The following is a 15074-nucleotide window of genomic DNA, read 5'->3' on the forward strand; positions in this document are numbered from 1 at the left end:
CTTATCTTAATTTAGCCTCTAAAATTCCAACTAACTCTTCTTTATCTATATTTTGAGCGATTACACGACCATCCGTATCGATCAGATAGATCGTGGGCAGGCTTCGGATATGATAGTCCTGTGCAGTACGACTATCCTTCAACCCGCTAAGATCTGAGATGTGAATCCAGGGAATACCGTCTTTTTCTATGGCATCCTTCCATAACTTCTCCTTATCGTCCATAGAGAACGATACAATTTCAAAACCTTTGTGCTTATATTGTGCATAGATTGGCTTAAGATTTTTATTGCCTACACGGCAAGGTGCACACCAGCTGGCCCAAAAATCAAGCAGTACAAGCTTACCACGCAATTGTGAAAGGTTAAAATTTTCACCGGTCACTGTTTTGGCAACTATGGATGGAGCCTCAGTACCCACCAATCGCTCGTCTTTCTTTTCTTTATACCGATCCAACAAGTGCTGATAGGTAGAAGCATAAGCCAAATTATCGGAAAACAAATTCAACAACTCTTCGAGCTGTTCAAAACTCATCACTTCCAACTGTGGCCGCATAACATCTAATATAGCTAAAGAATGCGGGTAGGCCTGTATATAAGCTCTTTTAATACTATCCCAACGCTGGTTGACTAGGGTCATTTTTTCATTTAGGTCAATTTTTTCGTCATCTGTCGCTTTTTCATACTCCTGTCCCAAGATCTGCAGGGTGTCGAGCAACAACCTGCTATCATTTTCATAGGCTTTACGTATAGCATTCTCCTGTCCTCCGATCACTTCATTGTGCAGTTTCCAGTCCTCATTTAGCTGGATTGAATACTTGCCAGCAGGCTCTACGTACAGTTCCTGGCTGCGACGCCAGCCTTTGACTTTGATGGTCACTTGTCTAGGAACCTCAGTCGTGCCCTTCAGCACGAATCTCCTATTTTCAACCTTAGTATGTTGAAGAATTTTAGGCACTTTATCATACACCTGAAGGTAAATGGAGTCCGAGGAACTCCCAGACTCTAAATAGCCCACTATCTCATAATTGTGCTGTGCCCTGACTCCCAGTACCGATAATACCAAAAGCATTGTTAATATTTTTTTAATCTGATGCATCATAATAATATTACTTGGACTCTTTGTACACAATATCCACAATAGGCGAAAAGTCACCAATCCGACTATTGAAACTACCTGTTTTAAGCACTCCCGTCGGAGACAGATCAAAAGTGTAAAACACACCTTCAATGCCTTTATTGGTGGCAATCCCCAACCTACTTTCCGCAAAAGGAATAGTAGGTGGTATTATTGGCTCTTTCAACATCTTCAACGCGGCTACTTCTTCTCCGGCCGGAAATGTATACAACGCTACATACTGCTTATCATTCATCTTGTACACATACAACTGGTTTCCAGCGATGAAATAAAGAAGTGGATTTTTACCGGACAAAGCAAAATGTGTAAATTCCTTCCCGTTAGGAGCTATCAGATCCACCTTACCAACAGCGGGATATTGATTCAAACCATTGTCGAGACGCATTTCGTACAACGTGTATTTGTCGTTCTTCTCGCCTACAATATAACTTGAACCACTCGCCCCATTGGCCGCGTATCTGATATTCTCATCAAAGTCGTTCATATCGAAAGCAGCACCCACACCAGCAGGCTGGAAACTTTCTATCTCAGGACCAGAGGTCGGATGGTATACTAATTTTTTATTCTCCTGATCATATAATAAGGCCTGAATCGGATACGATGAACTCGTCGGTATCATCATAGGGGCTAGGACGTGGTTGCCCAGCAAGGCATTACTAAAACCGAACGGAAAATTATCGCTCTCTCCCATACCTCTAGAAGCAGTGTAGAAGTTGCCGTCTGTATCGCGCATATAATATAAACCATACCACATATCCGAGCCGAAGAAATCAAATTTTGCACTAGTTGTACTTGTAAATGCATCATTTGCATTGCTCTTTACTTCCATTGTATTGTGGTCGATAAAATAGATCTGAGGTGCTGCTGTCCGAATAGCTAATGGCTGAATGATGTCATCCCAGTCATTCATACAAATGATCTCTAAGGGCTTTTCATGCATAGGGTATAGACTTGAATGTACAAGGAAGTCTTTCAATACATATTCATCGGGTGTCACAATAGAAAGATTCGTTTGATTATTTTTGTGAGTCAGTAACAACCAGCCTTCGGATGTGAGACGTTTTACAATAAGCTCCATTTTTCGGAAATATTTTATACCGCTCTGCTTATTAGTCACCTCCAATACCAAATAGTACAGTCCTGTAGCCATATCACTTTTCAGATTTAAAAATTCAGTTGTACCTACTTCTATAGGAATCACTTGAGTATTTGGAGCTTTAGGGTAATAGCTCCATTTAAATGTGTAATCGGCAGGATTCAATCCCTCTTTGCTTAAATCAGAGACCAAGTTTAGTTCGTCCCCCACGTTCAACAGGTACTTATCTTCCAATCCTGATTCCAAAAGCAACTCGGGTACGATACTATGGTCATAGTCCGATAACTCATTCTTGAGGCAACTGTTCAAAAGAATTGATTGCAAGAATAATACGATCGCTATATATATAAAGTTAATTCTCTTCATCTTTCATTGTGTTAAAAAATTATCAGCTGTCCAAATTCATCCGTCAACGGCTTCTCATTCGTAGCATTATACGTGTTCAAGGCATTGACCAATTTGGTTTTATTCGTACGCATGGTGCTTGCCGAGGTCGTAGATGGAAACTCCATCTTGCCAAGTACATCGATAACGAATCGATACCTCACCTCACTGTACACACCAAAATAGGTTTGTATAAACGACTCCCAATTAGTTGGCTTCAAGACTATATCCCTTGCCCTCACTTTGAACTCCTGTACCCGTCTATAGGGGTTGAGTGTCGTATCGGCAATGGGGCCAAGTTCAAAATGTTCATTGGCGGTCAATCGAAAAGAAGCCTGTACCTGTTTCTTCTTAAGGCCATCACTCCTCAACATCACCAGTCGAACAATGGTATCGTTCTTACCCGCAGGCATAAGGTACTTTTCATTCAGGATTTTGTAATCAATCCCCTCTACTGCATCTGACTTGGCTGGTAATACTTTAAAATCAAAGGAGCGCTCCACTGAAGCAAGTGGGCCAGACGCCTGTACGCGTATCAATAGAGTATCTGTTACAACATCAGAGTGCTTGGGCGCAAAATCCACTAATATATTTGTAGCAAATGAACCAGGTCTAGGCGTCATCAGCTCGTCTCTATGCAGATTAAAGTATACACGAGGCTGCTCATCATAGCTCAACAACGCTTCTTGTTTGCACGAGCTCACGGATAGTGCTAATGCTATATATAATCCAAATTTCTTCATTTCTTTAAATTCTTAGGTTACAAACTACGTTCTTCAACAGGTAAAGGTAGCTGATACACTTTTTTGTCGGCACTAATAGTCGTACCGGGTATTTGTGCTAGGCCTTGACGCTTATAATAATAAAAGAGCTGCCCCTCACTAAAGAATTCCTTTTGATATTCTTTCTGGATTTCCAACTGAAAATTTTCGGCAGAGACATTGTTGGATATAGGATCCAAACCTCTATTTGACCGTACTTCATTAAGATACATAACGCCCTCCGATATGGTCGGCGCGGCCTCCGCTGCTATATAATAGACTTCCGAAATCCGGATCACTGGAACAAAGTTTTTTGCCCAGTTACAAGCACCTATCTGTGTTTCTAACTGCCAGAATTTAGAATGAACTAGCTTACCATCTTTACGCTCCCAAAGATTAATACGACGTATATCTGTGCTGGACCGTTCGAACAATTCATTAATGACCGATTCGTCATTACTCAACACCTCATTTTCGTAAGTAGTTGGTGCTGTATTGAAATAAGCATCCGTGTAGGGTTTCATATTATTGATTTCGACTGAAAACAAGTGTTCAAACCTATAGGTACGGTCGCGACATGCGCCATCAGCAGATGCATCTGAAGAAGTGACAAATGTAAAAGTACCCTGTCCTATTGTTTTTTTTGCGTAGTCAAAGGCTTTTGCTTTGTCCCCAACGTATAAGTATACACGTGCCAACAATGCCTGTACAGCTACTAGGTTCATCCGGTGCTTTCGAAACTCCATCATAAACTCAGGGTATATGCTAGTACCTCCCTGTAAAATAGGATCTTTAGACAACAATGTTTCGGCTTCTAGCAAATCCTTCAAAATCAATCCTGCTACTTCGATCGCTGGCAATAAGGGTTGGGTTTCTTTGCTAATATGGACTCTATAGGGAATCGCCAGACCATCTTTCTCTTGCTTATATATGGGACCAAACAGCCGCAACATATCAAAGTGCATAAGTGCACGTATCGCTAAGCCCTCCCCTTTGATCAGATTGTAATGATCGCCCTGAAAAAGAGTTTTCTTGGTATCCATATGATCGAGCATGTTGTTAACATTAGCGATCACCTCATACCCCCCTGCGAATACCGAACGAATTGTTTGCTTGACGGATAATTTTGCCCCATCATTTTCATAACTGTAATGTGCCATATCCCAGTAGGGCGAAGTGGTCTTATCGACACGATAACGCTGGGCCAACACGTCCAAGAAAGACATGGTCAAATTATCTCCATATAATGTTCGTCTCGACATAAGGGTGTAGCTTCCCGCCAATGCATCTATAAAACCTTTTTCTGTTTCAAAAAGGGCTTCTTGTTTGATCTGTGATTTGGGCTTGATATCTAAGTATTTTTGACAGCTAGGCAATAACAACGTACCCATTAATCCCAACCAAAGTATATTTTTAAAAATCTTCATTTCTATATATTTTTAAATGCTGATCATTTAGATTCTTGTGTTAAAAACTAGTCTGTAATGACAAAGAGAAATTACGTGCAAACGGATAATCCAAGCCACGTTCTACCTTGATGCTTGACAATCTGAATACATCATTCATGTAAAAACCAACATTGAAATTACGTAGGCCAAAACGCTTGACCTTAGCGTCATCAAAACGATACAGTAATGAAGCTGATGTCATATCCAAGCTATTATCATTCTGTACAAAACGAGAAGAAGCATTTGTTCTCGAGCCATCTACTTCCATACGTTTAAAATAAGCAAGATCTCCGACCTGCTTCCAACGATCAGTAAGCACTCGTCTATCTGCATTATCCACCAGGTTGACATTCTCGATCTTATCCAATAGGGTCTGATTGAATAACTGCCCCCCCTGACGGTAACTGAAATAAGCATTTAATTGGAAACCGTAATACGTGATATTGAAACCGAAAGTTCCTCTATATTTCGGAGTTGAAACGCCGGCGGACACCATGTCGTTAGCATCCCATATATATGTGGCCGACCCATCTTTTTTCAGAAACAGCTCCTGCCCTGTTGTCGGATCTATACCAAGGGAAGGCACGACCCATATCGCATCTATGGAACTTCCTTCTTCGTATCGCGTAAAAGGGGTCTGCTCGTTGGTCATGTTTTGTAGCTTTTCATTTTGGGCTTTCATCTCATCTGAAATCTTATCAACTATGGTCCTATTGTTTCCTAAGTTGGCCATTAATGTCAATCCGAAATCTTTGCTTGTGAGCGGTTGAATTATTTGATAACTCGCCCGCACTTCGTAGCCCTTGCTCTTGATAGCCCCTAAGTTGCCTTTGTAGGTAGAAAAACCGGTGGATAATGGCAAGCTAAAATCAGCAATAAACTTGTCTGTAAAATCATTGTAATAGTCTGCATTGATATGTAATCTATTTTGCAGGGTACTAATATCTAGACCTAAGTTAAACTTACGGGTGCTCTGCCAAGTTAAATTGTCGTTGCCAATATTCAGTAAGTTTGCACCTATATTACTCAGGTAACTCTCATCCAAATTATAATTGTAGGTACGGTAAGCCATATAAGAATCGAACTGTTGCGCACCGGTTACCCCAATTGAAGAGCGTATACGCAGCTGGTTGATTGCTCCGCGTTGACGCAGTCCGCTCAAAAAGCTTTCTGAATGAAGATTCCAACCTGTTCCAACCGACCAAAATGGTGCAAATAGACGATCTGCCCCTACGCTGGATGAGCCGTCAAGACGGTAAGAGAAATCCAATAAATAGCGGTTGTCGTAAGCATAGTTTGCATTGCCTAAAAAGCCTACCGTACGTATGGTGGACTCAGATCCTCCGGGTCTATCGTTGACATATTTGCGCCCATAAAAGATAAAGTCTGTTAGCGCGCTGGGTAAGCCTTCCACCTGAACCATCACATTCTCGTTGCTATTCTCATTGGCACGAGCACTTAATGTGGTAAACAACTGATGTTTATCAATAGTCAGGTTGTAATTCAAATCTAAATTAGCATCGTAGCTGAATAGCTTACCATAACCTGCTGTATAGGCACCTCGCTTGAATAAATCTGTCCCCAACTGCTTAAATGTGGTATGTTCTGCCGGCAGAAAGATCTCGCTATTATCGCTTTGATTGGTCAAAGACAAACGGCCACGTAAAGTCAAATTGGGTTTGAACTTATAGGTCAATGCTGTATTGTTGATCAGGTTACGGGTATTTCTGAAATCCTTTCCGTTTAGGCTCGTGTTGAATACAGGATTATATACATTGTTGTATATCGCACTTTGGTGAGAGACTATTTTCCCCTGCAATTGGGGGATAATATTACCATTCTCATCGTATGGTGAGAAATAGGGATTCATGCGTGTATACTGACTGAAAGACCCCCAGGGCGAGTTGACAGCATCGGTAAACTGCACATTCAATTGATTCTGTATCTGTATCTTTTCTCCTCGATAGCTTAGATTGATTCCACCATTGTACGATGTTCGGGATGAGCCTTTCATTGCTCCATTATTACGGTTGTACGAAAAATCTACTCCATAGTTTACAACACCAGAACCACCATCCATAGTCACTCTATGCTTTTGACTTAAGCTATTTCGCAATGGTAGTGACGGCCAGTAAGTATCTCTCCCGCGAAGGACCTCTTTCAATCGAGCATTGTACAACATGTCTAGCCCTGTTTGATTGTCAGTGTTCGAGCTTGTATATACACCTGCCAGCTTCTCTACTTCTAATTTCTCACGAGCATTTAGTAAACGATAGTCATGAAGATCTGGGTAGCTAAATGTAAAATCCGTTTTATATCCGAAGAGCATAGTACCTTCCTTGGGCTTGATTCGCTCTACGACGATAACCCCATTGGCCCCTCGAGATCCGTATATAGCCGTCGCAGAAGCATCCTTTAAGATAGTAATGCTATTAACCTCCGTGATATCCAAATCATTGATCCTTTGTAGAGGTACCTCAAATCCATCTAGCACAAATAAAGGAAGGTTCGGATTGTTGGAGTACATATTGGCAATATCGTCCACCTTCTTATCATAGGCATTATACATGTCTTTATTCGCTCTTATATTACTCCGTACTAAGCCCGAAATATCTTCTGTCGTCGGGATACTGGAAGCACCTCTTAAGCGCATATTTGCCATCTTATTGGGGTCAGAACCATTACTCAAATCTTGTAACATTTGAATTCCTGGATCCAGTACAGACAATACGTCTAGTACATTCTGATTGCCCACACGTTTGATATCTTCCGCCGTCAAGGTATTCACGGCCCCTGTGTAGGTACCTGCTGGCCGCTCAAAAATACCTGTAACAACAATTTCATCGATCTCTTGAGATACGGATTCGAGCTTTAAGATACCCATATTGGCTTTCGCAACAGCTCGAAACTCTTTATAGCCAAGCGAGGTAATAAGTAATGAGGCTCCCGGAGGAACATTTTTGAATAAAAACTTACCGGTAGCATCTGTCCGAGTTAGATCAATACGTTTGGCTTGGGCATTAAGAAGCTGAATACTAACTCCTGAAATGGGTTTCTTAAGACTGTCAATTACCGTACCGCTGACTTCTATAGTTTGTTGTTCTACAACATATCCGGTACTAGCCTGAGAAGATATCACCTTGTTTTTAGAATTGTTGGCTATTCTTTTTTGCCGATCCTCTTTTATTAAAATTGTTTTATCTACTATTTCGTATTGTAAAGGTAAATCCTTTAAAATTGTGGTCAGCGCCTGTCCGAGTTGCAAGTTGTGTACATCAACAAGAATCTCTGCCGAACTTTGTACATTTTTTGCACCCCATAAAAAATTATAGCCAGTCTGCTTTTTAATTTCTTTAAACACATCTTTAAATGTAAGCTTGCTCTTCGAGATCGTTACCTCCTGGGCCAGGCTGTTTGCAGTGGCGTAGGACAAGCCAATAAAGAGTAGAAAAACGGATAATTTCATAATTCGCCAAAATTCTGGCCAGGCCATTTTCAGGCATAGCCCATCATGTGTATTTTTTTTATACATTTGAGTGACAATAAGTGTTATTTAATGGTTAGTAATTTTTGCACATTCATAATTATGCCATTGAATCTGTGAATCTGAATGTTAGCGCATTCAGATTCCTCTTTTTGTTCAAGGCATATTTCTTTGGTTAGTTCTTTCTCATAAGCCTATTATTTTGTTTTATATATTAATACTTGTTTATTACTGATTTTAAATTTTACCTGACTGTTGGTTGCTTCTAACTTGTCCAACACCTTTTTCATGCTGTCAAATCTATTCAAAACGCCCTCATAATATTCGTTCTTCAACTCTGAATCTTGAAAGACCACATCCACATCATACCATCGGGCGAGTTTCTTCATGATTGAAGCTAAAGACTCCTTATTAAAAATAAATTCGCCATTGATCCAAGCCAACTCTTCGGAAGCGTCTATATCAACTTTATCCAATTTGTCTCCGTTTAGAACAGTTTGTTCATTCGGTTCTAACCTAATTTCTTTGTCTTGGTGTTTTACGGTCACAATTCCCTCAAGCAATGTTGTTTTGCTTGTCTCCTCATCAGGATAACAAGACAACATAAATTTAGTACCAAGTACACGAATCGATTGCCCTTTAGATATCACGAGAAAGGGGTGCTCAGTATCCTTCGTCACCTCAAAATAAGCTTCGCCTTGGAGTTCAACTTTTCTTTCGCCAACCCCAGAAAAAGAACTTGGATATACGAGCCGGGAATCTGCATTCAAGAATACCTTTGTTCCATCGGCCAATTGAATTTTGTATTGGCCTCCTCTTGGAGTTTTTAAAATCATCGTTTGAATCGCTGAATCACTATTTTCATCTAGTACCTTGGATCCGTCTACATAAGTCAAACCATCTGCCCCGACCAAAAGCCCTCCATTCTGTTCATCAAGAATTATTTGATCACCGTTAGGTAAGGTAAGGCTTGCTTTATTCATACCTGGTTCTACAAGAAGTTCTTTTCTGCCCCAAAACATCCAGATCATACCTATAATAAGAATCGCAGCAGCAGATGCCCAGTAAAACGAAAACAAGCGCCGCTTTTTCTTAAACTGTGGTAAATGCGTAATGATGGATATCGCTTGTTCAGACACTACATCTTTTTCTTGTAGCTCTTGGGGGATATCCTCCCAAACCGCATCCAAAAAATCTTGGAATAACTTGGTTTTATTCTTGCTTCTCAAAAAATCACGCCATTGTTTCTCCTCTTCAACAGAGAGCATCTGGCGTTGATACGTAGACCATAAATACTTTAAGCGTTCGATATCCATATATACTATAAGACGAAGTAGAATGAAGATCTAGGTAATGGGATCTAAAAAAATTTTAAAAGAAGACCTACAATAATTAAATCGAAGTATTTTGATAGATGAATTTTTAGTGCCTTTCGTGCTAACTTAAGATGGGAGTGTGTTGTAGAAACCTGAATATTCAGTAGTTTGGCTACTTCATTTACATTCAAGCCTTCCTTTTCGACACAGATATATACTTTCCGTTGTTGTTCGGGGAGGCTAGCTATGCCTTCTTCTAACAATCTCCTCGCGTCACGCATCAAGACCTCTTCCTCGGTGTTATTAAAGCTGTCTCCACTGTTAATTCTTCGTATATTTTCAGTATGAATGCTATCGGCTTCTTGCTTTCTTAAAAGATCAATTGCTCTGTTTTTACTCACCTGCCTCAACCAAGAATCAAAATTCTTTATCTCACAGGCTTTCTCGCCCATGACCCACAATTTCAACATAACATCCTGTACAACCTCCTCAGCATATTGCTCAGACTGTAGAATATAATAGCAAAAAGTAAAAATTTTTCTACGATGACGATAATATAAAGTGGTGAAAGCCAATTCATCACCGTAAGCTATTTTCAGCAACAGTTGTTCATTGGAAGCCTCTTTAATCGACATAATTTTGATCAGTTCATTTAATTTAGTTGTCCAATATACAAATTTTCAATTTTAACCTCTTGATGTGATGCAATAATAAACAGATACAGCTAGCGAGTAAGTAAGGCAAGCTGATTAATATATCAATTTTTACTATATTTAGATATTGGAGTTCGTTAAGGGAACTTACTACTATGTAATAAACAATGAATCGTGCACTTTGAAGAGTTACGCCCTAGTAGAAACTGAAAACTTAAGTAAAACCCTTGATTAAACTCTAAAAACCATAACGAGCTAACCAATCTGCTCCTAGTCTACACACCTTGTTGGTCTCGCTATCGCAAAGCACCCATAGTGTACGGGAGTCTACCATAAGCTTATCGTTGACATAAAACTCGACCTTTCGTGGCTGTTTGACACCTTCGGGCACCTCAGGATAGGTTTTAACGATGATGGTATCCCCCAAAAACACCTGTTTCTTATACTGAATATGATGGTCGTATAGCACCCAATAATCGTTTTGGTAAGGTGTTTCAACTTTTAGGATATCCCAATGCTCGGCTGCAGCCTGTTCTACCCATTGGACAAACTGCACATTATTGACATGATTGTTGTGATCTAGGTGTCCGGCACTTACTTTAATTTCTATCGTATGTATATACTGCATTTCATTACTTTAATAGTTCGTCTAAAAACAGAAGTGTGTGTTTCCAGGCTCTCTGGGCCATCAGAGGATTATAATCGGCCGACTCGGGGTTGGTAAAGGTATGCCCGCAATGGGCATAGTTGATGATCTGCCAATCTGCTTTTGCGGTATTCATCTCACTAATAAAGCTATCGTAGTCGGCTTTACTGACGGACTTGTCTTCCGCTGGATGTTCAACCAGGACTTTAGCTTTGATCAGTGAAATTGGTCGGTCTGCTGCACGGGCTAACCCGCCATGAATACTGATTACACCTTGTACAGAAAGTCCTCCTCGAGCGGCTTCAAGGGCGCCGGTACCTCCAAAACAGTAGCCGATAACGGCAATCTTTAGTGGATCAGCACCTTGTTTTATCAAGGCATCCAAGGCAAGTTGAATACGATTCTGATAAGCTTTATAATCATTCTTATACTGTCCGGCCAATTTGCTTGCGGCAGCATCGTCCTCAGGAATGTTCCCCTCTCCGTAAATATCCGCAATAAAAGCAATATATCCTTCTTTTGAAAGATCTTGACCGGCCTGTTTGGCTTCATTATCTATACCTTTCCATGCGGGTAAAATCAGTACTCCCGGAAGATTCTTTCCTTCATGAGCACTGACCATACCATGGAGCTTTTGAGTACCATCGGTATAGGTGACCGACTTAAGGTTCTGTGCCTGAATAGTGATAGAGCCCACTAACAGGGGTAATAATACTAAATATTTCATACCTACTTTTTCCTAAAATAACAACTTGACCATACAATTGTTTGAATCATCAACGGTAGTTTAGCTTAATTAAATCCCAGTGACAATAAATAAAACATCTTGTTTGTTTTCAAACAAATACAGTCAAACTATTGTACTTCTTTCAACCACTTAACTATTCCTTTATAAATCTTGTCCGCTGTCTGTTTATGGAACTTCTCGTTTAGTATCCTTTGCTCATCCTCCGGATTACTTAAAAAAGCGATTTCTACCAAACTATTAGGGTATTCGGTAGGCGAATTTAACAGAAAATTGAAATTGCCGATCAGACCAAATTCATTCAATCCCAAATCGAGCATTTCATCCAATATATATTTTGAAACACCCCTACTTCCATTATGATGGTAGTAGGTACTTACCCCCTTTACCTCTGTACGGGATGAAGCATTCAGATGTAGACTGATCAGCAGGTCTGGCTTTACCTCTCTAAGCTTGAGTACACGGTCTGTAGTCGCTATATCAATATCTTCGGTACGCGTCAAATAAACATTTTTCACGCCCTTTTTGTGTAATAATGTTTGTAACTCTTTAGCAAATTTCAAGTTATAGATCTTTTCTTCTGTACCATTTGGGCTGACTGCTCCCTTGGCATTACCACCATGCCCTGGATCAATGGCTATAAAGAGATTTTTGATTCCTTTTTTAGCTGGAGCATGCTTTACCGATATGCGTAAAGACGTATTGTCGTAATTGATGGAATAGCCCCAGTTTTGCTTTCCTTCGAGATCGATATGTATACGGTACACATCTTTCTCCAGTTGCTCACGGTACACGCTCTTCACTATACGGGCTTTTTTCAATTGCGTGATCCATGTCGTATTGGAAGTCGCTCCAAATACATCAACGATAATTTTATTGGGCTCTACAACCTGATAACTTCGGTACGGTAGTCGATCTGGTAAACTGATAGTCAGTACATCATAGTTATCTTTGGCCGACAAATGCCAGGTGCCACTCAAGACATCGGCAGAAGTAACGCTGTCTGACAATTGACCACCTCGGATCACAAAATGCTTAGGAATATAGGCTTCCCAATTTTTTGACAACCTGATCTTATATCTATTCTCCACCGAATCGAGAACCACTACACGTACATCTGTATCTATAAAACCCATTTTATCGGCTCCCAACCTTACCATACCGCCGCTATACTCGATATAGGGCAAACCGCCTGTTGTTCTTCCGACCCATGCTTTTTGAGCATATACGTGCCCAATTAAACTAATAGCAATTAGCACGGCATAAAAAATAGGCAAAATATAGGTTTTCATAGGTTTCATATTCAATTTATTCCAAAGCTAAGGAAATACTTCTAATTATGCCTAATAGACTGAAAACTATACGGCGCTGACAAGAACTGCTGTCAGACTTAAACAGAAGGACATCCGCTAGATCTATGTACAGGCTGGAGTCTTCCGGGAAAATGTTATTAATCCCCTTTTTGATTTAATAAACTATACCGCTATATTTGTCAGTAGTTACGTAGTAGAATAACGTCGAAACAACCAATAAGCATAAATTTAACACAGAAACAATCTTATTTTAATACTAATTGTGGTAATTCGTCATACAGCTTTGTAAAATGGAGTCGACAGAAAACTTGGAATCGGATGAGGTCTTATGGAATGAGATTGTAAAGGACAATCAAAGTGCGTTTGCTACACTTTATCATAAGTACAGTAATTCTATTTTTACGGTAACCTTAAACCTGATCAAAGACCACAACTGTAGCGAAGACATCATACAAGAGGTATTTACAACAATTTGGATAAAAAGAAAGGAATTGGAGATTTCTAATATCCGTGGCTACCTCTATAGAGCCGCCCGCAATAAAGTCATAGACCTACTACGGTCCAAAAAGGTACATATCCGTATCGAGGAGGTGAAAGATTTGATCGCTCGCGAACGAACAGATTCTGCGCTGCTACAGAAAGAAGTAAATGACCTGCTGAACCAAGGTATCAAAGCGCTTCCTCAACGATGCGGAGAGATTCTCTTCTTAAAAAAAGAAGAGCAGCTAAGTAACTATGAAATTGCACAAAGACTCAAAATATCTCCCAAAACCGTAGAAAACCAGACAACTATAGCAATTAAGAAACTTAAAATAGCGCTTTCCAACAAGTTAGACATCTTAATGTTTATTATATTTTATATTTTTTAATTTTTCTTTTGGGGGCACCTATCTTTTATTTCGTCTAGTTAGGTAGATGAAAGATAAAAAGAACGCTAAAGATATATCAAAGACGGAAGAAGCTATCCGTGATTACTTCTCGTTAATGGAAAGTAAGGGCGAGACTTATTCGCCTGATTTTGATGAAAAGGGTGTATTAGAACGTATACAATATGACATTCATAAAAGCCCTATAAAACTATCCAAAAATTGGCGCAGATGGATTGCTGTCGCTTCTTGCATAACGCTGCTGGCAGGATCGATAGTAACATGGCAACTATGGAATAATAGTTCTCATTTTGAATTGGTATCGCTGGAGGATATAAAGATACTCCCCGCCCAAGGTACGGCCATACTGACACTGGCAAACGGAGAAAAAATAAGTCTGGATCAATTGCAGCCCAATAGCTTAATTACTACAATAGACGGTATACAGATTTCAAAGAATGCGAATGGCGAAATAATCTACAGTGCTGCGGATAACGTAAAGCTAAACCATATAGCTAATCATAATATTGAAACTCCTAAGGGTGGGTTTTATACCTTATTGCTACCTGATGGTTCGAAGGTATGGCTCAATGCGGAAACCAAAATCAAGTATCCCATCCATTTTGGAGGCAGCGAACGCCGTATCGAATTACAGGGTGAAGCTTATTTCAAAGTAGCTCATGATGCGGACAAACCTTTTATAGTCAAAACGGAAAAGCAGGAAATCACCGTACTCGGCACCTCCTTCAATGTAGAAGCATATGAAAAAAATCTCGAGGCAACAACATTGGTAGAGGGGTCTGTAAAAATATCTTGCCCACAGGGACATCTCACCCTCGAGCCGGGACAACAAGCTATAGTGGACAGTAAAAATGCTATCCAGAAGAAACAGGTTGACGAGAGTCAATACACGGCTTGGATAAATGGAGATTTCAGCTTCGTAGATACGAAGATCAATGATGTTATGTCCCAGATATCAAGATGGTACAATGTCGATATCGTGTATGACCAAAAAGAAAATGATCTGCGGATCAGTGGCATGGTAGCACGAAACAAACCATTAGATACGGTATTGAATATACTGGAAATGACGGGCAAAGTAAAATTTAAACTAGAAGTAAACTCAAATAATCAAGAAAGGAGGATACGGGTAAAAATCATGTAATCCCAATCCATCCAAAAACAAAAAATCAGAAGTGCGGGAACACTCCTGATCGTCAGTCTTTC

Annotated in this window: 12 protein-coding genes; 2 read left to right on the forward strand and 10 right to left on the reverse strand. The window is 40.1% G+C overall.

The features are described from left to right. Window position 1 precedes the first annotated feature (1 nt). The 10 genes from JKG61_RS08970 to JKG61_RS09015 form a co-directional block, all read right to left on the reverse strand. On the reverse strand, window positions 2–1069 hold the full coding sequence (locus tag JKG61_RS08970; protein WP_202102632.1) for a TlpA disulfide reductase family protein: 1068 nt from the start codon (window positions 1067–1069) through the stop codon (window positions 2–4). A gap of 37 nt (window positions 1070–1106) precedes the next feature. Further along, window positions 1107–2597, reverse strand: coding sequence for a PKD-like family lipoprotein (locus tag JKG61_RS08975; RefSeq protein ID WP_202102633.1), 1491 nt, complete (start codon window positions 2595–2597; stop codon window positions 1107–1109). 11 nt (window positions 2598–2608) lie between these two features. Continuing rightward, the gene (locus tag JKG61_RS08980) at window positions 2609–3358 is read right to left on the reverse strand and encodes a DUF4843 domain-containing protein (RefSeq protein ID WP_202102634.1); all 750 of its coding nucleotides are present in this window, start codon (window positions 3356–3358) and stop codon (window positions 2609–2611) included. Window positions 3359–3375: 17 nt separating this feature from the next. Next, window positions 3376–4803, reverse strand: coding sequence for a RagB/SusD family nutrient uptake outer membrane protein (locus tag JKG61_RS08985; protein ID WP_202102635.1), 1428 nt, complete (start codon window positions 4801–4803; stop codon window positions 3376–3378). Window positions 4804–4843: 40 nt separating this feature from the next. Beyond that, window positions 4844–8290: a SusC/RagA family TonB-linked outer membrane protein gene (locus JKG61_RS08990; RefSeq protein ID WP_202102636.1), complete on the reverse strand. Its 3447-nt coding sequence runs from the start codon at window positions 8288–8290 to the stop codon at window positions 4844–4846. 215 nt (window positions 8291–8505) lie between these two features. Continuing rightward, entirely contained in the window at window positions 8506–9624 is a 1119-nt protein-coding gene (locus JKG61_RS08995; RefSeq protein ID WP_202102637.1) for a FecR family protein, read from the reverse strand. Between the two features lie 44 nt (window positions 9625–9668). After that, a complete protein-coding gene (locus tag JKG61_RS09000; RefSeq protein ID WP_202102638.1) occupies window positions 9669–10259 on the reverse strand; it encodes an RNA polymerase sigma factor in 591 nt (196 codons plus the stop codon). A gap of 256 nt (window positions 10260–10515) precedes the next feature. After that, window positions 10516–10905 (reverse strand): acyl-CoA thioesterase, encoded by a 390-nt coding sequence (locus tag JKG61_RS09005; protein WP_202102639.1) that lies wholly within the window; start codon window positions 10903–10905, stop codon window positions 10516–10518. A gap of 4 nt (window positions 10906–10909) precedes the next feature. After that, entirely contained in the window at window positions 10910–11650 is a 741-nt protein-coding gene (locus JKG61_RS09010) for a dienelactone hydrolase family protein (protein ID WP_202102640.1), read from the reverse strand. A 128-nt stretch (window positions 11651–11778) separates the two neighbouring features. After that, entirely contained in the window at window positions 11779–12960 is a 1182-nt protein-coding gene (locus JKG61_RS09015) for an N-acetylmuramoyl-L-alanine amidase (protein WP_202102641.1), read from the reverse strand. Window positions 12961–13271: 311 nt separating this feature from the next. Between JKG61_RS09015 and JKG61_RS09020 the strand changes: the two genes are divergently transcribed. Then, a complete protein-coding gene (locus JKG61_RS09020) occupies window positions 13272–13850 on the forward strand; it encodes an RNA polymerase sigma factor (RefSeq protein WP_202102642.1) in 579 nt (192 codons plus the stop codon). A 46-nt stretch (window positions 13851–13896) separates the two neighbouring features. Then, on the forward strand, window positions 13897–15012 hold the full coding sequence (locus JKG61_RS09025; protein WP_202102643.1) for a FecR family protein: 1116 nt from the start codon (window positions 13897–13899) through the stop codon (window positions 15010–15012). The last annotated feature ends 62 nt before the right edge of the window (window positions 15013–15074 follow it).

The sequence above is a fragment of the Sphingobacterium faecale genome (assembly GCF_016746095.1).
GTDB classification, from domain to species: Bacteria; Bacteroidota; Bacteroidia; order Sphingobacteriales; family Sphingobacteriaceae; genus Sphingobacterium; species Sphingobacterium faecale.

Bases quoted from the DNA above. Each gene is read 5' to 3' on its own strand.
- JKG61_RS08970 (WP_202102632.1), bottom strand. From the start codon at position 1,069: ATGCTTTTGGTATTATCGGTACTGGGAGTCAGGGCACAGCACAATTAT.
- JKG61_RS08975 (WP_202102633.1), bottom strand. From the start codon at position 2,597: ATGAAGAGAATTAACTTTATATATATAGCGATCGTATTATTCTTGCAA.
- JKG61_RS08980 (WP_202102634.1), bottom strand. From the start codon at position 3,358: ATGAAGAAATTTGGATTATATATAGCATTAGCACTATCCGTGAGCTCG.
- JKG61_RS08985 (WP_202102635.1), bottom strand. From the start codon at position 4,803: ATGAAGATTTTTAAAAATATACTTTGGTTGGGATTAATGGGTACGTTG.
- JKG61_RS08990 (WP_202102636.1), bottom strand. From the start codon at position 8,290: ATGAAATTATCCGTTTTTCTACTCTTTATTGGCTTGTCCTACGCCACT.
- JKG61_RS08995 (WP_202102637.1), bottom strand. From the start codon at position 9,624: ATGGATATCGAACGCTTAAAGTATTTATGGTCTACGTATCAACGCCAG.
- JKG61_RS09000 (WP_202102638.1), bottom strand. From the start codon at position 10,259: ATGTCGATTAAAGAGGCTTCCAATGAACAACTGTTGCTGAAAATAGCT.
- JKG61_RS09005 (WP_202102639.1), bottom strand. From the start codon at position 10,905: ATGCAGTATATACATACGATAGAAATTAAAGTAAGTGCCGGACACCTA.
- JKG61_RS09010 (WP_202102640.1), bottom strand. From the start codon at position 11,650: ATGAAATATTTAGTATTATTACCCCTGTTAGTGGGCTCTATCACTATT.
- JKG61_RS09015 (WP_202102641.1), bottom strand. From the start codon at position 12,960: ATGAAAACCTATATTTTGCCTATTTTTTATGCCGTGCTAATTGCTATT.
- JKG61_RS09020 (WP_202102642.1), top strand. From the start codon at position 13,272: ATGGAGTCGACAGAAAACTTGGAATCGGATGAGGTCTTATGGAATGAG.
- JKG61_RS09025 (WP_202102643.1), top strand. From the start codon at position 13,897: ATGAAAGATAAAAAGAACGCTAAAGATATATCAAAGACGGAAGAAGCT.